This window comes from Paenibacillus dauci (assembly GCF_000971985.1).
GTDB classification, from domain to species: Bacteria; Bacillota; Bacilli; order Paenibacillales; family Paenibacillaceae; genus Saccharibacillus; species Saccharibacillus dauci.
The window spans coordinates 423,484-442,726 of record NZ_LAQQ01000005.1 but is presented as its reverse complement, the minus strand read 5'-3'; the positions used below and the strand labels follow the sequence as shown (position 1 = coordinate 442,726).

The following is a 19,243-nucleotide window of genomic DNA, read 5'->3' as shown; positions in this document are numbered from 1 at the left end:
TTTTGCCAAATAACGTATGTATAAGTGTATCATTTTTTGTTTATAAATATTAAAACGACGTCCAACATTCATAGGAGGTATAGATTACATTGTCCAAAAAAACAAACAACGAAAAACTGACGATCTTTGCGCTGGGCGGCGTCGGTGAAATTGGTAAAAACATGTATGTTGTCCAGTATGGAAATGATATTGTCGTAATAGACTCCGGTCTCAAATTCCCGGAAGAAGATATGTTGGGTATTGATATCGTTATACCAGACATTTCTTATCTGACAGAGAACCGTGACAAAGTTCGCGGTATCCTTTTAACACACGGTCACGAAGATCATATTGGCGGATTGCCGTATGTACTGAAACATCTGAATGTGCCTGTATACGGTACCAAATTAACTATCGGTCTGGTAGAGAACAAATTGAAAGAAGCTAACCTTCTTGGCGAAACCAAACGGATTCTGATTAATGAAGATTCGGAAGTGAAGCTGGGCAGCACCCTGACAGCTACGTTCTTCCGTACCAATCACAGTATTCCGGATTCTGTCGGTATCTGCCTGGCTACCCCGGAAGGAAACGTTGTACACACAGGTGACTTCAAATTCGATCATACTCCGGTCAATGATGAGTTTGCCAATCTGCAGCGCATGGCTGAAATCGGAAGCAAAGGCGTTCTGGCGCTTCTGTCCGACAGTACCAATGCTGACAGACCAGGATACACGCCTTCCGAGAAAAACGTAGGGATTGTAATGGAAGATATCTTCCGCAAAGCTTCACAGCGTGTAGTTGTAGCTACATTTGCATCCAACGTACACCGTATTCAACAGGTTATCAATGCAGCAGCAGCTACAGGCCGTAAAGTTACCGTTATCGGACGCAGTATGGTTAACGTAGTAGGCATTGCCGAAGATCTGGGTTATCTGGAGATTCCGGATGGAATGCTGATTGAGCCTGAAGAAGTAAATAAAATGGCAGCGGACCGTGTTGTTATCCTGTCCACTGGCAGCCAGGGCGAGCCGATGTCAGCGCTGACACGCATGGCCCGTTCCACACATCGCAAAGTAGATATCCTGCCTGGAGATACCGTTATTATTGCGGCTACACCAGTACCGGGTAATGAAAAATATATCGGCCGTACGATCGATGAGCTGTTCCGTCTTGGTGCTAACGTATTTTACAGCGGTGCTAACCCGGGCGTTCACGTATCCGGTCACGGTTCCCAGGAAGAGCTCAAACTGATGCTTAACCTGATGAAACCAAAATTCTTCCTGCCGATTCACGGTGAATACCGTATGCAGCGCAGACATGCTCTGCTGGGCGAATCCGTTGGTGTAGATCCTAATAACATCTTTATCGTAGATATTGGTGATGTAGTAGAGATCCATGGTGGCTCTGCACGCAAAGCCGGTAAAGTTACTTCCGGTAACGTACTGATCGATGGTCTGGGTGTAGGTGATGTAGGTAATATCGTACTGCGTGACCGCAAACTGCTGTCTCAGGATGGCATCCTGGTCGTTGTAGTTACACTGAGCAAGCAGAACGGCCAGATCGTATCCGGTCCGGATATCATCTCCCGCGGATTTGTATATGTACGTGAATCCGAAGGACTACTGGATGAAGCGAACCGCATCGTAACCAGCACACTGCAGCGTCTGATGAGTGAAAATGTAAATGAGTGGGCTTCCCTGAAGACTAGCGTAAAAGACGCACTGGGCCGCTTCCTGTATGAGCAAACACGCCGTAGACCTATGATTCTGCCAATCATCATGGAAGTTTAATCACATGTTAAATAAGCATAACGAGTAAGAGGCAACCAGTCGCCCCTGCTCCTCGCATGGTATATTGGACGGTCCCATGCGAGGACAGGGGTTTTGTCATGTCCAAAATCAAAAATCTAAAGTTTTATTGCAATTTGGATGAACGAAAAATGAATGAAACCAGATCATAATGTTATGAGAATCCGGTAGTAAATATACCGGTACAAAGGAGCCCTATACCGGGTAGAGTATGATATAATAATGCATTGGAGGTGGTGACAGGTGGCTAAGACCAAAACGGCCGATAAACCTAAAACAACACAAAAATCAACCCGCAAATTGCCGCCATCCACTGCGCGCAAAACAACCAAAACTACGCAGACGACAAGGCGCAAAACAACAAGCCGTAAACGTAAACCCAAGGCTCCCGCACTGAGCCTGTTAAAATATGAAATTTACGGAATCATTCTCATTACGATATCGGTCATTGCTTTATCCCGTCAGGCAGCTGTCGGACATTTTCTATATTACATAACGTCATTTATTCTGGGGAAAATGTATTTTGTACTTCCTCTGGCGGGAGCCTATATCGGATTAATGACCATGCTGCGGCAGCGCTGGGCACAGGGATGGAACAGTCGATGGAGCGGGCTGGTTATGCTTGTATGTACATTGACGCTATGGAGTGTACTCCTTTATGTACCAGAGGATCAGCTACTCTCACTACCAGCCCGGCAGGCGGCGGGAGGTTATGTTGGTGCTGTGCAGATGTGGCTGTTCATGATGCTGTTTGGTGTGATCGGCACCAAATTAATCGCCGGAGTTATGCTGGTGATCAGCTTGATGCTAATTACTCAGCTGTCTGTGGTCGATTTACTGGAACGTATTCGTATGTATGGAGCCAAAGCAGGAACAGCTGTACAGTCGCAATGGAACGCTTCTCGTGAAGCTCTCGCCGAACAGCGTCGTGAACGCGAACTAGCAGAAGCAGCAGAGCTGGAATCCTATGATGAATCGGAAGAAGAGTATGCTGACGAGGAAGATCATCCTCCTAAGAAAAAAGGATTATTCGCATGGGGACGCAAATCGGTTTCTGAGCCTGATCCAATCGAAGAGGAAGAAACTGTAGTTGGAAATGTACCTGATCATCTAAAAGAAACTATAAAAGCATATACAGCTGCCGAGCATGTTGGCAAGACAGCAGCAACTTCTTCGGTAAAAGACACACAGCAGGTCTCTGCAGTACAGGATGAAGAGGATCTGTGGGATAATGCTCAGATGGAGCCCGACCTACAGTCTGATTCTGCAACACGTGAGAAGCCTCTGATTATCAGGGACTTTTTTGAGCAAATTCGTTCTGAACGCTCCGGAGATAAGCCGGAAGATGATGGAGCAGAACCTCTGTCTTCATCAAGTGAATCCAATCCAGATTACAGTCTCGATCATTCTGCATCCTCACCCGATTCGGCTGTACTGTCAGCAGATATGGGAGCAGCCAGTTTTCCGAACAGCAGGATGGCTTCAGGGACAGATTTGAATGATAAGAGTATCGCTGAAGGGCTTACGGCTGAAGCGAAGGAACAAACAGAAAGTGGTACCGTGGAAAACAAGGATTTTGAAGCACAAGAAGTAATACCTGTTCCTGCACCGCCACCACCGAAACCTTATAAGCTGCCGCCTTTCCAGCTGCTTGCTATGCCCAAAAATATTGCCAGTGCCAGCGATCAGAATGATTACATGGTAATCGCCCGCAAGTTGGAGACTACACTGGAGAGCTTTGGCGTAAGAGCAAAAGTATTGGAAGTGGTCCGTGGACCTGCGGTTACACGTTATGAGATTCAGCCGGATGTAGGCGTCAAGGTAAGCCGGATTGTAGGTCTGACAGATGATATTGCACTGGCTCTGGCAGCCAAGGATATCCGTATGGAAGCGCCAATTCCGGGCAAATCCGCTATTGGTATTGAAGTGCCAAATAATGAAGTCTCTATGGTCACAATGCGTGAAGTTATGGAGACCCAGATTTTCAAAGAATCTGAAGCTAAATTGTCAATTGCATTTGGACGCGATATTGCTGGACAGACCATTGTCGGTAATCTGGCCAAAATGCCCCATCTGCTGGTAGCTGGTGCTACAGGGTCAGGAAAATCAGTATGTATTAACGGGATTATCACGAGTATTCTATACAAAGCCAAGCCGGATGAAGTGAAATTCCTGATGGTCGATCCCAAAATGGTCGAACTTAATATCTATAATGGTATTCCGCATCTGCTTGCACCGGTCGTTACCGATCCGCGCCGCGCTTCACTCGCGTTGAAGAAAATAGTAGTGGAAATGGAAAAACGGTATGATCTTTTTTCCAAATCGGGCACGCGCAATATGGAAGGTTATAACAATCTGATGAAAGATAATCCCGATGCGATTCTGCCGTATATTGTTGTTATTGTCGATGAACTTGCAGACTTGATGATGGTTGCAGCAGGAGATGTGGAGGATGCGATTGCCCGTCTGGCCCAGATGGCACGGGCAGCCGGAATTCATCTGATTATTGCTACCCAGCGTCCTTCGGTAGATGTTATTACAGGGGTAATCAAAGCCAATATTCCGTCCCGGATTGCTTTTGGAGTTTCTTCCCAGATTGACTCCCGGACGATTCTGGATATGGGTGGAGCTGAGAAATTGCTGGGCAGAGGCGATATGTTATTCATGCCTGTTGGTTCTTCCAAGCCGGTACGTGTACAGGGAGCCTTTATGTCGGATCAGGAAGTTGAGACGATTGTAGAATACTGCCGCAGTCAGGGTGAAGCCCAGTATAATGATGATATCGTTCCGGAAATTGACGATACTGCTGCTGCAATGGATGAACAGAAGGATGAACTTTATGATCAAGCGATGCAGATTGTAATCGAAGCCAAGCAGGCCTCGGTGTCGCTTCTGCAGCGCCGGATGCGTGTCGGTTATACACGTGCTGCACGTCTGATCGATTCATTGGAAGCCCATGGTGTAGTTGGTCCATACGAGGGAAGCAAACCGCGTGAAGTGCTTATTTCGCCGGAACAGTATCATCAGATCAATACCGGTAGCTAATACACCAATGAAATATAGCAGAAGTAACTAAAGCTAATAAAAAGCCGCTTGTCCACCATTATTTATGGACATGCGGCTTTTTTATTAAGTGTCTCTTATATTGTACTAAATAGATAATGCATCAAACTAATCTAATGCAGTTAGGTAGCCTGCTTATAAGAGTTATATAACATAAAAAGCCCCTCTTCCAATACGATAGAAGAGGGGCTTGTAGTAGATCGATCAATCGTTCAATAACTATACAGCTTCTTATTCATTGTAAATCTTATTCGTATCTTTGAATAACCGAACTGCGGTTGGAGCTGTCATACACAAAACCGTAGATGTCAAAGCCCAGATTACCATAAGCTTTGTCGATATCGCTGGCAATGCTATTCAGCACATTACGCGTCTGGTAGGAAGAAAGCGAATTCCAATCCGATTTGTTCACATAAACGCGGAATACTACAGATTCATCATCCGAATTGGAAACTTCAAGACTCAGCTTGATGCCTTGATAAGTGCCAAAGCTATCATTTAGCTGTTTTTGCAGATCAGTAAGATTAACAGTAGAACCCAATACTACTGTACCGCTGCTGTTCGTTTTGAAAGTAATCAGCGTTTTGGAGTTTTTGTTGACTACATTTCCCGTAATATTCGCACTATCATAAGATCTGTTGTCTCTAATATCATCAGCAATACCCTGTAGAAGCTTATTGCGATTAGAAGTGGACGTATCGTTCCAGGAATTTTCATTCACTGTAATAGTAACTTTGACTTTGCTGGAACTACCGCTCAGATCGATATCGGCACCTGTACCTTTGTAATCACCATATTCGCTATTAAGGTCTTTTTCCAGTCGGGTCATCGTTGTACTGCTGGAACCACCCTTATCATCGATTTCATCGTTCAGTTTTTCATTTTCTTTTTTGAGCGTAGCAATTTGATTATTCAGATCGGTAATAGACGCATCTTTGGCAGTGATTTGAGAATTGGCAGTAGTCAGCTGGGTCTGCAGACTCTGAATTTGTGCATTCAGTGAATCTACAGTCGTTTGTGGGATAGCTGGAGTATTATCCGCTACACTTACAATTTTGTTTGTATTATCCCAGGTTACTTTTTTGTCAAAGGCGTCTCCCATCATCCGCAGAGGGATGTATGTAGTTCCGTTGACCATAAATGGTTCATACGCTGGGTCAATTGCTACTTCCTTGCTGTTGTACATAACCTTGATATTGTTATAGGCAGCCTTCAGCTGTTGTGTAGCCTGCGAAGCATAGGTGCTATTGGCAAAAATGCTTCCGGAAATAGCAAGAGCAGACACAGTGGCAATAATCACGGGTTTTTTTTTGAGTTTCATGTTTGTTCATCTAACTCCTTCTGTTGTGAATTTGGATAGGCCTTCCCTCGTCTGGTTATCCTATGTATATAGACGCGGTGATTTCATAAATAGTTTCGTGCGATTTCCCCAGAGCACTAATTTTGTAATAATGAAGGCCTATGTATACCAGAGTCTCGATTTTAACATAAAAAGCCCGGGTAACAAAATGAGCTTGCAAGTATAGGTTCAAATTCAGACCGGGGTCATAGATTATTCAAATCTTTTCCGGTACAGAAGACTTAGAGGAACAAGAGGCAGGAAAGGATACGGTTTGCTTCTTGCAATTGGGGTAGTATAAAATAGTAAGTACGACAGTTTCATCAATTTTGCTCGATAAAGGGGTTTTGACGTTGAATACTACAGGATTTGAACGCGGTGAAATCAATGGAATCCGTGTGCATGTCATGCCGACAACACGCTTTAAAACATTTGCGGTATCCCTCTATATGGGTGTACCACTTGCAGAAGATACAGTAACACCTACAGCGCTGATTCCGTTTATATTGCGCAGAGGAACAGAGACCTATCCAGAGACAACCAGTTTCCGTGAAGCACTGGAGAATATGTATGGAGCAGGTTTTGGATTTGATGTATATAAAAAAGGCGATTACCAGATGGTACAGCTGCGTATGGATACAATCAATGATTCATTTGTAGCTTCGGACGAACCACTGCTGTCACGTTCACTGGCTTTTCTGGGAGAGACTGTTACGCGTCCTGTACTGGAAAATAATCGTTTCCGTGATAAATATGTTCAAGCTGAACGTGAAAATGTACGCAAGCGCATGGAAGCGGTCATTGATGACAAAATACGATATGCAGCAGAGCGCTGTATTCAGGAAATGTGCAAAGACGAACCATATCGTTTAAGTGCACTTGGCAAAATGGATGTACTTGATCAGCTGGATGGTGCCAGCATCTATGAACAGTATCAGCAATGGCTCTCTAACAGCAGCATGGATCTGTATATCGTAGGAGATACTACATTGGATGAAGTCATGCAGCTGGTCAGCCGGCATTTCCAGGTGAACCGTTCTGCTCCAGTCATGTATACACCGGCAGTACCGCGTCCGGCTGCTCCCGAAGTACGACAGGTCGTAGAGGAAATGGCAGTTAGTCAGGGGAAACTGAATATGGGTCTGCGCACGCCGATTACGTATAGCGATGAGCGTTATGCCGCTGCGCTTGTAGCCAATGGAGTTCTGGGCGGATTCCCGCATTCCAAGCTGTTTATGAATGTACGTGAAAAAGAAAGCCTCGCTTATTATGTAGGTTCACGCTTTGATCCGTACAAAGGCATTACAACTATCCAATCCGGTATTGAATTACAGAATTTTGATAAAGCGCTGGAAATTATTCGTCAGCAGCTTGACAATCTGCAGGCTGGTGATATTAGTGAATCCGAGATTTCACAAACCAAGGCACTGATCCGCAATGATCTGCTGGAATCGAGAGACTCGGCGTACCAGATGATCGCTTATGACTTTAACGGATTGTTCTCTGATAAGGAACGCAGTGTGGATGAATTGCTTACAGCGATCGAGCACATTACTGCAGACGAGATTCAGGCAGCTTCCAGTGTACTCCAACTGGATACCATTTACTTTTTGACAGGGCAGAAGGAGGCGTAACTATAATGGAAAGTATTCGTTATGACCGTTTACAGGAAACACTGTACCATGAGAAGTTGGATAATGGACTTGAAATATATGTGCTTCCCAAAGAAGGATTCCAGAAAACCTATGCTACTTTTGCAACGCGTTATGGTTCTGTCGATAACCATTTCCAGGTAGAAGGACAAGAAGAAATACAGGTACCGGATGGTATAGCTCACTTTTTGGAACATAAAATGTTCGAAGAGCCGGATGGTGTGGATGTATTCTCCAAGTTCTCCGCCAAGGGAGCATCGGCCAATGCGTTTACCAGCTTCGATCAAACGGTATATTTGTTTTCCGCTACGGAACAAATCGAAGACAATCTCAATACTCTGCTAGATTACGTGCAGAATCCATACTTTACCAAAGAGAATGTGGATAAAGAAAAAGGAATTATCGGTCAGGAAATCCAGATGTATAATGATAATCCTGACTGGCGTGTCTATTACGGACTGATTGAAGCGATGTACCAGAAACATCCGGTTCGTATTGATATTGCCGGTACCATTGAATCGATCAGCGAGATTACCAAAGATACGCTATACAGCTGCTACAATACCTTTTACCATCCATCTAATATGATGCTGTTTGTAGTAGGAGGTGTGAATCCGGAGCAGGTGATTGAACAGGTACGTCGTAACCAGGCCGCCAAAAATTATGAGCCTCAAGGTCAGATTAACCGCTACTTCGAACAAGAGCCAGCAGCAGTCGGGGAGAAATGGAAAGAAATCAAGCTTCCCGTATCCCAGCCCAAATTCCTCATGGGTTTCAAGGAAACAGCAGACGGTCTTACCGGAGAAGCATTACAGCGCAAAAATTTGGTGACCAAGCTAATGCTGGATCTGCTGCTCGGTAACAGCACGGCTTTGTATCAACAGCTATATGATGAAGATTTGATCTCGGACGACTTTGGCTATGATTATACCGGTACATCGGAATATGCCTACTCCATGATTGGCGGCGATACACGTGATCCCAAACTGCTTGTACAGCGCCTGCAGGAAGAGATCGGTAAAATAGTCGAAACCGGCTTTAGCCAAGAAGCGTTTGATCGCTCTTTGCGCAAGCGTATCGGTAATTATCTGCGTCTGCTAAACTCGCCGGAAAGTATTGCTCATGAATTTACCCGTAATCGGTTTAAAGATAGTGATTTCTTTGCTATACTTCTGATTTATGAATCTCTTACTCTGGAAGATGTCAACCAGCGTCTGCGCGATCATATGAATTGGGATCAACTGGCAGTATCAGTAGTTGTTAGTCCATGAGTGAAGAGCGTATAGGAGACCGCAAATTATTTTCCGAAATGACAGTACTTGTCACTGGAGCCAGTCGGGGAATAGGGGCAGCCATAGCGAAAAGATTTGCGATGGCTGGTATGAATGTGGTGGTTCATTACCGCCACTCCCATGAACAGGCCAATGAAGTAGCCCGGAGCTGCCTGGAATACGGCGTCCGGGTGCTTACCATATCTGCTGATCTGCGCAGCCGCGAGAATATCCGCCGTATGCAGGAGAAGCTGGAATTGCATAATATGCAGCCGGATATTCTGGTTAATAACGCAGGGATATCCCACTATGGTATGCTGGCTGATATGAGTGACGAAGAATTTGACGAAGTAATTTCTACTAACCTCAAGGCTGTGTTCCTGTGCTCACAAACCTTTATGCCGTATATGATTCGTCAGCAGTATGGACGTATTATTAATGTATCAAGTATATGGGGAATGACAGGAGCTTCGTGTGAAGTACTGTATTCAGCGAGCAAAGGCGGCGTGAACGCCTTCACCAAAGCGCTTGCGAAGGAGCTGGCTCCATCCGGTGTTACAGTTAATGCTATTGCACCTGGAGCAGTGAGGACTGAAATGATTGCTCATTTGCAGCAGGATGAATTGCAAATGCTGGAGGAAGATATCCCGGCTGGACGTATTGCAGAGCCGGACGAGATTGCCTCCATGGTGTACTTTTTGTCATTACCCGAGTCCGGTTATATGACCGGGCAGATCGTCAGTCCCAATGGAGGCTGGCTGACCTGAACAATTGTGCTGCTGAGTAACCTATTTATACAGAGAAGCTTCTAGCTTATTGCATAGAGGCTTCTATGCGTTATTAACAGTAATCTACAGGTTGAGAACAGGCATTCGCATTCCAAAGTTGTTACCTTTCGCGGCTTGCCTTTCTATATCATTTTATATATCATTAACGTGTTAAGGACTTGAAACTGACAGCAGTATGCGATTCGATGGAAGCGACTGCTTTTCATGTATAAATGAACAAATGTATTGTACTGGCACGGATTTATTAATCTGATATACATCGCCCGCAGATAATGAAGAGATTCATTACAGGAACGGGAAGAAAGGTTCGAGGTGAACGTGGAATTAAAACAATGGTATTTGGAATACAGGATACATAAAAACCGTCCTGGGTTGCTTGGGGATGTGGCGTCTTTGCTCGGCATGCTCAATGTGAATATTCGCACGATTAATGGTGTGGAGGGCAAAACCAGAGGGATGCTGCTGGAATCGGATGATGATGAGAAAATTGTATTGCTTGGCGATATGCTGGCCAAAGTAACCAATATTACAATTACTGCTTTGCGTCAACCCAAATTGGTCGATATTCTGGCGGTTCGTCATGGCCGTTATATCGAACGTGACTCCGATGACAAGAAAACATTCCGATTTACAAGAGAAGAGCTTGGTTTACTTGTGGACTTTTTGGGTGAAATATTCAAGCGTGAAGGTAACCAGATTATCGGTCTGCGCGGAATGCCGCGTGTAGGTAAAACAGAGTCCATTATTGCAGGTAGCGTATGCGCCATGAAACGCTGGACATTCGTATCCTCGACGCTGCTGAGACAGACAGTGCGTAGCCAGCTGTCCGAGGAAGAAATGAATGATGCCAATGTATTTATTATTGATGGCATCGTCAGTACTATTCGTTCCAATGAGCGCCATCATGAACTGCTGCAAAATATTATGCAGATGCAGAGTACCAAGGTTATTGAGCATCCGGATATTTTTGTCAGAGAGTCGGATTACGACTACAGCGATTTTGATATTATTATTGAACTGCGTAACAATCCGGATGAAGAGATCGTCTATGATAAATTCACCGAAAGTTATACGGACGATATTTAATAGCTACAAAACAATCTAATCAGGAGGTAATAGTATGTCAGATCTGGGTCGCCAATTAAGAGACGCCCGCCTTGCTAGAGGTTTATCGCTCGATGATGTACAGGAAATGACAAAAATACGCAAGCGCTATTTGGAAGCCATCGAAGCGGGTGATTTCAAGGTGCTCCCGGGCAGTTTCTATGTACGGGCTTTTATCAAGACCTATGCAGAGGCTGTAGGGTTAAATGCAGATGAATTATTACAAGAACATCAGGATGCAGTACCGGAGGCAGAACCGGAACCGGTCATGGAGCCTGTAGTGCAGCAGCGCCGATCGGCTAGACGTACTGCTTCAACAGGCCGCAGCGGTAAATGGCTGTCGACTGTATTGATGTGGGCTTTTCCGATTCTGATTATCGTACTGGTATGGATCTTTGTTATCAAGCAAAACGGTGCACCCGATATTGCCGATAATACGACTCCGCCAAAGCAGGAACAACCAACCGCAACGACGCCTAACACAACAACACCGCCGTCGCAAAATACAGGCCAGCAGCAACCAAGTGACACTACGGGTACTGAACAGCAGCCATCTGGCACAGGAACCGAGCAGACACCTGGAGGTACTGAATCGACAGATGGTACAACGGAGACAGGCACGGAGACGGCAGAGGGTACAACTACCGATACTTCTGCCAACCCGGTAATTACCGAAGCTGGCAAAGAAGGCCGTAATACCATTTTCAATGTCAATTATACGGGTACAACGCCATTGAAAGTAAATATCGAAGCAACAGGTCAAAGCTGGCTGGAAGTCTACAAATCAGCAGATACCAGTGGAGAGCGCCTGTTCTATGATAATACTCAGAGTGGGCAGAGCCTGTCTTATGATCTGACAGACAGCAGTTTGTTTATCAAATCCGGTAATTCTCCGGCAACCAAGATTACGATCAATGGCCAGACAATTACAGATGGCAAAGCGACGTCTCGTATTGTATTGAAATGGGTTAAGGAAGATGCAGCTGCAGGTACTTCTACTGAAGGAACAGACAGTACTGGCACAACAGATACTACCGAGGGAACAGATAGTACGGATGCGACCTCAACGACTGATACGACAGATTCTTCAACAGACGGCAACTGATTTTGTCATCAAAGGATATCCGCTGTTCTGTTATGTGAACAGTGGATATCCTTTTCCCATGGGATAGCCCAAATCGGTATGAAAATAGCAGAAATGGTTTAATATGAATCAGGTCTTCTTTTGAACAGGATGACTCTGACAAGGATTAGACTTGCCGCAGAATTTCACCTATAATTTAATGAATAAAGAGGGGGAGACAACATGGCTTCAGAAAGTTCATTTGATATTGTATCCAAACTAGATATGCAGGAGATGACTAATGCCATTAATCAAACGGAAAAGGAATTGGCAAGCCGTTATGATTTTAAGGGCAGTAAAAGTAAATTGACCCTGGAAAAAGATACCCTTGTACTGATCTCTGATGACGAGTACAAACTGGGAGCACTAATTGAAATTTTACAGGCTAAAATGATAAAGCGGGGATTACCTGTTAAAAATATTGAATATGGCTCCATTGAATCTGCCTCACTGGGAACCGTACGTCAGCGTCTCAAACTAAAACAGGGACTAGATCAGGACAATGCCAGAAAAATAAACATTCTGATCCGTGATTCCAAACTTAAAGTGAAAAGCCAGATTCAGGGAGAACAGCTGCGTGTAACCGGCAAGAGCAGAGATGATCTGCAAGCTGTTATTCAGCTGCTGCGCAAAGCGGATTTATCATTGGATTTGCAATTTACCAATATGAAATAAAGTGGCATGTAACTTAGCGTTACAGAGCTGATGGAGGCTGCAAGTTATATGAAAAACAAGACGGGATCAGATGCAGTTACATATCAGCCACTGAATAATCAGGCTGTAATCAGTATAGGAGGTGCGCTGTGAATCTGCCGAATCGCATAACACTTGCCCGAATCTGTCTGGTACCGGTCATGATGCTGTTTTTGCTTATTGATTTTCCTTTCGGTGAACAGGTAATCCGCATTGGAAGCACATTTCAACTGAGTTATAATGACCTGATTGCCGCATTGATCTTTATTATCGCTGCGAGTACGGATGGCATTGACGGACATATTGCGCGTAGTCGCAATCTGGTAACCAATCTAGGCAAGTTGCTCGACCCTCTGGCGGATAAACTTCTTGTATCTGCTGCGCTTATATCGCTGGTCTCTTTGGATAAATGTGCAGCCTGGATGGCAATTATTATTATTTTCCGTGAATTTGCAATTACCGGTCTGCGTCAGATTGCTCTGCTCGAAGGTGCGGTAGTGGCAGCCAGTAACTGGGGGAAAGCCAAGACGATTACCCAGATTGTTGCAATCGTAGCACTGATGATTAATAATTTCCCGTTTGCACTTTTGGGAATTCCTTTTGATCAGATTGCGATCTGGGCAGCTACACTGATTACATTGTATTCAGGTGTGGATTATTTCATCAAAAACAAACATCTGATTCATCTGTCCAATTCATAAAGAATGTTTCTATATGTAAAAAATGGGTGATATATAAAGAGCGGCAATAGGGGATTCTCTATTGCCGTTTTCTGTGGATACAGCCATTTGGCAGAGCCTATTAATTAGTAAAATCAAGCTATTTTATCAGACATATCTATTACACTGTATAGGATAACAAGGGGGAGACAAAACGATGAAATCAGTAAAAGCGGAAATTATAGCAGTAGGTACGGAGCTGCTGCTCGGACAGATTACCAATACCAATGCACGCTATTTATCACAGCAATTGTCTTACCTCGGCATAGATGTATATTATCAGACCGTTGTTGGCGATAACCTGAATCGCTTGAAACAGGCGATCGAATTGGCTAGCAGTCGGGCTGATGTGATTTTGTTCTCGGGTGGCATCGGGCCCACACAAGATGATCTTACCAAGGACGCATTGGGAGAAGTGCTTGGCCGATCCCAGCATATCTATCCGGAAGCAATGAAGAAAGTCGAATCATTTTTTGAAGGTCGCGATAAGCCCATGACAGAAAACAATCGTCGTCAGGCGATTATTCTGGAAGGTAGTGATCCGCTTGATAATGAAGTTGGACTTGCTGTTGGTATTGCTGTATCTCAGGAAGACAAGCATTATATTGTGCTGCCAGGTCCACCGAAAGAACTGCAGCCGATGTTTGAGAACCAGGCCAGACCATGGCTTGCAAAAAATGTGTTGTCGGATGAGCAGCCGATTTATTCCAAAATGCTCAAGTTTGCAGGAATCGGAGAATCGGCACTGGAAGATGGATTGCTGGATCTGATCACTGCTCAGACCGATCCGACTATTGCTCCTTATGCCAAAGAAGGCGAAGTCACTATTCGTCTTACTACCAAGGCCGATTCGGAAAAAGAAGCCAGTATAAAGCTTAAAAATATGGAAGCAGAAATCCGTAAACGTCTTCCAGACCATATGTATGCTGATCAGGATATTACGATTGAAGAACAGATCCTGCTTATGATGACAGGTATGGGATTGAGCCTGGCAGCTGCTGAGAGCTGTACAGGCGGTCTGATTATGGAGAACCTTACCCGTATTCCGGGCAGTGCACTGGTATTTATGGGGGGCGTAGTCAGTTACTCCAACGAGATGAAGGAGAAGCTGCTGAATGTCCCTCATGAACTCTTGGAAGGCGAGAATGCTCCAGGAGCGGTTAGTGAAGAAGTGGCAGAAGTAATGGCTGACGAAGCCCGTAAATTGCTGGATACGGATTTTGCCGTGTCTGTGACAGGGGTAGCCGGACCCGGTGCTTCAGAGCGTAAACCGGTAGGTCTGGTCTATGTAGGATTGGCCGAACGTAATCGTCCAACACAAGTATTCCAATTGAATCTAAAAGGAAATCGCGAAGCGATCCGCATTCGCTCGGCGAAGAGCATTATGTACCGCCTCTGGCTACGTCTGAAGGAGCTTCAAGAAGAGCAGATCGCTCAAAATCAGTAAGAGTCAGAATAATTATGGACCTCTGTGAACATCAGCAAAATGGATGGGTCCATTAGTTGCAGACCTATAATCGAATGTGTTATGATCAGCTCAGACGGAAGAACCGCAGCAATCAGATTGCTGCGGTTTTTTTCATTTTGAAGCAGGAAGAACCGCCAAAACAGGTAAATTTGTAGTGTTAAATTAATTTACAAAAATTGGTAATGTTCGATTGGAGGCGTATAAAAAGACGAATATATGTTCGAAAAAAGCTTGGCAAATGTTGAAAAATGGAGTATAATTAGACTATAAACATTAGAAGGATGTGAGCTGATTGTCAGATCGTCGTGCTGCGCTGGATATGGCGCTTCGTCAAATAGAGAAACAATTCGGTAAGGGTTCTGTTATGAAACTTGGAGAATCCACGCATATGCAAGTTGAAGTTATACCTAGTGGATCGATTGCTTTGGATATTGCTCTGGGAACAGGCGGTATGCCAAGAGGTCGTATCGTTGAAATATATGGACCTGAATCTTCAGGTAAAACTACTGTAGCACTACACGCGATTGCGGAAGTTCAAAAAGCAGGCGGACAAGCAGCATTTATTGATGCTGAGCATGCTTTGGATCCTCAATATGCGAAAAATCTGGGCGTTAACATTGATGAACTGTTATTGTCGCAACCAGATACAGGTGAACAAGGCCTTGAGATCGCTGAAGCTCTGGTACGCAGTGGCGCTGTTGATATTATCGTTATCGACTCCGTAGCCGCACTGGTACCAAAAGCAGAGATCGAAGGGGAGATGGGTGATTCCCACGTAGGTCTGCAAGCACGTCTGATGTCTCAGGCGCTGCGCAAACTTTCTGGTGCGATCAGCAAATCCAAAACAATCACGATCTTCATTAACCAGCTTCGTGAAAAAGTAGGCGTTATGTTCGGTAACCCGGAAACAACTCCTGGTGGACGCGCACTTAAATTCTATTCTACAGTACGTCTGGATGTGCGTCGTATTGAAGCCATCAAAAACGGTAACGATGTAGTCGGTAACCGTACGCGTATCAAAGTAGTTAAAAATAAAGTAGCTCCTCCTTTCAAACAAGCTGAGATTGATATCATGTACGGTGAAGGTATCTCCAGAGAAGGTAGCTTGATTGATATCGCTACTGAAAAAGATATCATTAACAAAAGTGGTGCATGGTATTCTTACGAAGGCGAACGTATGGGTCAAGGTAGAGAGAATGCAAAACAATTCCTCAAAGAAAATAAACAGATTGCGTTGGTTATTGAAAACAAAATCCGTGAGCTGAGCAACTTGACTACAGTAGTTGAAGAGCCAAGTTCAGAAGATAAAAAGAAAGAAGAACTGGAAGAGCAAGAGTTGTTCACAGAAGCAACTGAATAATCCAGTCTAATACAGACCTTTAAAAAGCGCCTGGAACGTGAGAATACGTGCAGGCGCTTTTCTCTATGATCAGGCATTAAATAAGTACCCAAAAGATAAACAACATTGAAGTAAAAAGGAGAACTTATGAATCGATTTCGATCCTATCGCAAGCCGAATAACAAAACTGCCTCCTCTCATGAGGAAGATTTTGAGTTAGAAGAAGAATTTGAGGAGAAAGCTGGGCAGCTTGATGATTTTCCTTCCGGCGAATCATTGGAAATCAGTGAAGTAGAGCAGCTTACGCGTCCACGTTATCATTATCGTTTATTTTTTGGTGATCTAAAGTTGAGAGTACATGAAGACGTAATGATCAAATATCGGATGTTAAAAGGTTCTTCCTTTACCAAAGAAGAACTGGAAGAAATTATGGAGGCTAACGAACGTCAATCTGCCTATGCTTCTTCTATTAATCTGCTGAGTTTTCGTTCACGTACCCGTACCGAGATCATGCGTAAGCTGCGCGAAAAAGAATTCCATCCACATGTTATTGAAGTAACCCTGGAGCGGCTGGAGCAGGAGAAGCTAATTGATGATGGCGTCTACGCACAGCAGTGGGCTAATCAGCGCGTGCGAAGTCAGAAGAAAGGGAAAGTATGGATTCGTCAGGAACTTCGTCAGAAAGGCGTAGAACCTCAGCATATTGAAGAAGCGCTGGGCAATATTGATGAAGATGAGGAGCTGTCAGGAGCTACCCAATTAGCTGAGAAAAAATGGAGAAGCACCTCCGGTGGGATGCTGGACAAAAAAAGAAAAACGATGGCTTTTCTGATGAGACGTGGATATTCGTCGGATGTGGTACGTAAAGCGCTGGCTGCTGTACAAAATGAAGAACACGAAGAAGAAGATATATAATAAAATGGTCTTTAACTTCATAAGCAAGCAACAAGGCAAAAAAGTCAGTCGCTAAAAGGGATAACAGCTTCATGTTGTTATCCTATTGTTACTTTTACGGGCCCATATATGTGTGTATTCGATTGCTTCTGTATCAAGCTCTCAAAGAGAGAGCTGTCAATTGCTTGACAATGTCTTTTGGCAAATAATAAAATGGATGTATGCAGTTTGTCATTTTTACGTCATTTTTGGAATCGTTAGACGATGAATGAGGTAAAGAATGCTTACTGTGATCATGATTGTATGAATAATTAAGATGTTTTATCTCCCTTGAAGAGGGAATTGGCACATGTACCCGCATGAGCAATGGACGTATTTAAAGGGATGAAGCATTGCATTACCCATCAAAATGGTAATTCCCAAGGAATACCTTGGAGGAATCAGCGAGGAGGTGAACAGAATGGGTTATCTCTGGGTCATAATTCTCGTTGTTGCCGCATTATTCTTTGGGTTCGGGATCGGATATTTTATTCGCAAATCTCTTGCAGAAGCTAAAATTTCCAGTGCTGAGACTGCTGCTGCGCAGATCGTAGAGAATGCGAAGAAAGAAGCAGAAGCACTGAAAAAAGAAACAGTTCTGGAAGCAAAAGATGAAATACACAAATTCAGAGCTGAAGCTGAAAAAGACATTCGTGAGCGTCGGAATGAAAATCAACGCCTGGAAAGACGATTGTTGCAAAAAGAAGAGTCGCTGGATAAAAAGCTGGAATCACTGGAACGCAAAGAAGAACAAGTGGCCAACAAAGAGAAACGTATCGAAGAGACACAGCAGCAAATCGAACAACTCTACACCAGTCAGGTATCGGAACTGGAACGTATCTCCAATCTGACTATGGAAGATGCACGCAGCATCATCCTGAGCAATGTAGAACAGGAAGTGCGCCATGAAACCGCGCAAATGATCAAAGATATCGAACAACAGGCTAAAAATGAAGCGGATAAACGCTCTCGTGAAATCATCACACTCGCTATTCAGCGTTGTGCAGCTGATCATGTAGCGGAGACTACCGTTTCTGTAGTCACCTTGCCTAATGAAGAAATGAAGGGTAGAATCATCGGACGTGAAGGACGTAATATCCGTGCGCTGGAGACGTTAACAGGTATCGACCTGATTATCGACGACACGCCGGAAGCTGTTATCCTGTCTGGTTTTGACCCGATTCGCCGTGAGATTGCTCGTACTGCCCTGGAGAAACTGGTGGCTGACGGACGTATTCACCCGGCACGTATCGAGGAAATGGTAGATAAAGCACGCCGTGAGGTAGACGAGCGTATCCGTGAATACGGAGAGCAGTCCACCTTTGAAGTAGGTGTACACGGATTGCATCCGGATCTGATCAAAATTCTGGGACGCCTCAAGTTCCGTACAAGTTATGGTCAGAATGTACTCAAACACTCCATGGAGGTCGCTTATCTTACCGGCCTGATGGCTGCCGAGCTTGGACAGGATATCACACTGGCCAAGCGTGCGGGTCTGCTGCATGATATCGGTAAAGCACTGGATCATGAAGTAGAAGGTTCACACGTTGAAATCGGCGTGGAACTGGCTAAAAAATACAAAGAGCATCCTGTTGTTATCAACAGTATTGCTTCTCACCATGGTGATACGGAAGCTACTTCCATTATTGCGATGCTCGTTGGTGCAGCAGATGCATTGTCCGCCGCAAGACCAGGGGCGCGTCGTGAGACACTGGAAACGTATATCCGTCGTCTGGAAAAACTCGAAGAAATCTCCGAGTCTTTCGATGGAGTCGAAAAATCCTATGCGATTCAGGCCGGACGCGAAATTCGCGTTATGGTACAACCGGATAAGATTGACGATGCGGAAAGCTTCCGCTTGGCACGTGACATTACCAAAACGATTGAAAATGAACTGGATTATCCAGGGCATATCAAAGTCACTGTAATCCGTGAGACACGGGCGGTTGACTACGCAAAATAAA

The 19,243-nt window shown here is 44.5% G+C and carries 14 protein-coding genes; 13 read left to right on the top strand and 1 reads right to left on the bottom strand.

The features are described from left to right. Window positions 1–89: 89 nt before the first annotated feature. Window positions 90–1,769, top strand: coding sequence for a ribonuclease J (locus WH46_RS19675; protein WP_017813733.1), 1,680 nt, complete (start codon window positions 90–92; stop codon window positions 1,767–1,769). Between the two features lie 261 nt (window positions 1,770–2,030). Then, window positions 2,031–4,832 carry an FtsK/SpoIIIE family DNA translocase gene (locus WH46_RS19670; RefSeq protein ID WP_407944421.1) on the top strand — a complete coding sequence of 934 codons (2,802 nt, stop codon included), beginning with the start codon at window positions 2,031–2,033 and terminating at the stop codon, window positions 4,830–4,832. A 265-nt stretch (window positions 4,833–5,097) separates the two neighbouring features. On the opposite strand, the gene WH46_RS19665 is transcribed toward WH46_RS19670, so the two are convergent. Further along, on the bottom strand, window positions 5,098–6,171 hold the full coding sequence (locus WH46_RS19665) for a stalk domain-containing protein (RefSeq protein WP_017813735.1): 1,074 nt from the start codon (window positions 6,169–6,171) through the stop codon (window positions 5,098–5,100). Between the two features lie 371 nt (window positions 6,172–6,542). On the opposite strand from WH46_RS19665, the gene yfmF reads away from it, so the two are divergent. The 11 genes from yfmF to rny all read left to right on the top strand — a co-directional run bounded on the left by yfmF (window position 6,543) and on the right by rny (window position 19,242). Next, complete coding sequence (yfmF, locus tag WH46_RS19660) at window positions 6,543–7,823, top strand: EF-P 5-aminopentanol modification-associated protein YfmF (RefSeq protein WP_197088296.1); 1,281 nt, start codon at window positions 6,543–6,545, stop codon at window positions 7,821–7,823. Between the two features lie 5 nt (window positions 7,824–7,828). Beyond that, window positions 7,829–9,112, top strand: a complete 1,284-nt coding sequence (gene yfmH, locus WH46_RS19655; RefSeq protein WP_046228020.1) for an EF-P 5-aminopentanol modification-associated protein YfmH — start codon at window positions 7,829–7,831, stop codon at window positions 9,110–9,112. Beyond that, the gene (ymfI, locus tag WH46_RS19650; protein ID WP_026136232.1) at window positions 9,109–9,879 is read left to right on the top strand and encodes an elongation factor P 5-aminopentanone reductase; all 771 of its coding nucleotides are present in this window, start codon (window positions 9,109–9,111) and stop codon (window positions 9,877–9,879) included. The genes yfmH and ymfI overlap by 4 nt, the downstream gene beginning before the upstream one ends. A gap of 339 nt (window positions 9,880–10,218) precedes the next feature. Beyond that, window positions 10,219–10,986, top strand: a complete 768-nt coding sequence (locus WH46_RS19645; protein ID WP_026136233.1) for a DUF3388 domain-containing protein — start codon at window positions 10,219–10,221, stop codon at window positions 10,984–10,986. A gap of 34 nt (window positions 10,987–11,020) precedes the next feature. Further along, window positions 11,021–12,109: a helix-turn-helix domain-containing protein gene (locus WH46_RS19640; RefSeq protein ID WP_046228019.1), complete on the top strand. Its 1,089-nt coding sequence runs from the start codon at window positions 11,021–11,023 to the stop codon at window positions 12,107–12,109. A gap of 201 nt (window positions 12,110–12,310) precedes the next feature. Beyond that, complete coding sequence (locus WH46_RS19635) at window positions 12,311–12,802, top strand: YajQ family cyclic di-GMP-binding protein (protein ID WP_046228018.1); 492 nt, start codon at window positions 12,311–12,313, stop codon at window positions 12,800–12,802. A 128-nt stretch (window positions 12,803–12,930) separates the two neighbouring features. Next, window positions 12,931–13,521 (top strand): CDP-diacylglycerol--glycerol-3-phosphate 3-phosphatidyltransferase, encoded by a 591-nt coding sequence (gene pgsA, locus WH46_RS19630; RefSeq protein ID WP_017813742.1) that lies wholly within the window; start codon window positions 12,931–12,933, stop codon window positions 13,519–13,521. 175 nt (window positions 13,522–13,696) lie between these two features. Further along, window positions 13,697–14,986, top strand: a complete 1,290-nt coding sequence (locus WH46_RS19625) for a competence/damage-inducible protein A (protein ID WP_046228017.1) — start codon at window positions 13,697–13,699, stop codon at window positions 14,984–14,986. Between the two features lie 313 nt (window positions 14,987–15,299). After that, window positions 15,300–16,367 carry a recombinase RecA gene (gene recA / locus WH46_RS19620; protein ID WP_046228016.1) on the top strand — a complete coding sequence of 356 codons (1,068 nt, stop codon included), beginning with the start codon at window positions 15,300–15,302 and terminating at the stop codon, window positions 16,365–16,367. 126 nt (window positions 16,368–16,493) lie between these two features. Further along, window positions 16,494–17,261: a regulatory protein RecX gene (locus tag WH46_RS19615; RefSeq protein WP_052714308.1), complete on the top strand. Its 768-nt coding sequence runs from the start codon at window positions 16,494–16,496 to the stop codon at window positions 17,259–17,261. Window positions 17,262–17,700: 439 nt separating this feature from the next. Continuing rightward, window positions 17,701–19,242 (top strand): ribonuclease Y, encoded by a 1,542-nt coding sequence (gene rny, locus WH46_RS19610; RefSeq protein WP_017813746.1) that lies wholly within the window; start codon window positions 17,701–17,703, stop codon window positions 19,240–19,242. Window position 19,243 lies beyond the last annotated feature (1 nt).

Coding starts and splice junctions, on each gene's coding strand:
- WH46_RS19665 (WP_017813735.1), bottom strand. CDS start 6,171: ATGAAACTCAAAAAAAAACCCGTGATTATTGCCACTGTGTCTGCTCTT.
- yfmH (WP_046228020.1), top strand. CDS start 7,829: ATGGAAAGTATTCGTTATGACCGTTTACAGGAAACACTGTACCATGAG.
- ymfI (WP_026136232.1), top strand. CDS start 9,109: ATGAGTGAAGAGCGTATAGGAGACCGCAAATTATTTTCCGAAATGACA.
- WH46_RS19640 (WP_046228019.1), top strand. CDS start 11,021: ATGTCAGATCTGGGTCGCCAATTAAGAGACGCCCGCCTTGCTAGAGGT.
- WH46_RS19635 (WP_046228018.1), top strand. CDS start 12,311: ATGGCTTCAGAAAGTTCATTTGATATTGTATCCAAACTAGATATGCAG.
- WH46_RS19625 (WP_046228017.1), top strand. CDS start 13,697: ATGAAATCAGTAAAAGCGGAAATTATAGCAGTAGGTACGGAGCTGCTG.
- WH46_RS19615 (WP_052714308.1), top strand. CDS start 16,494: ATGAATCGATTTCGATCCTATCGCAAGCCGAATAACAAAACTGCCTCC.
- rny (WP_017813746.1), top strand. CDS start 17,701: ATGGGTTATCTCTGGGTCATAATTCTCGTTGTTGCCGCATTATTCTTT.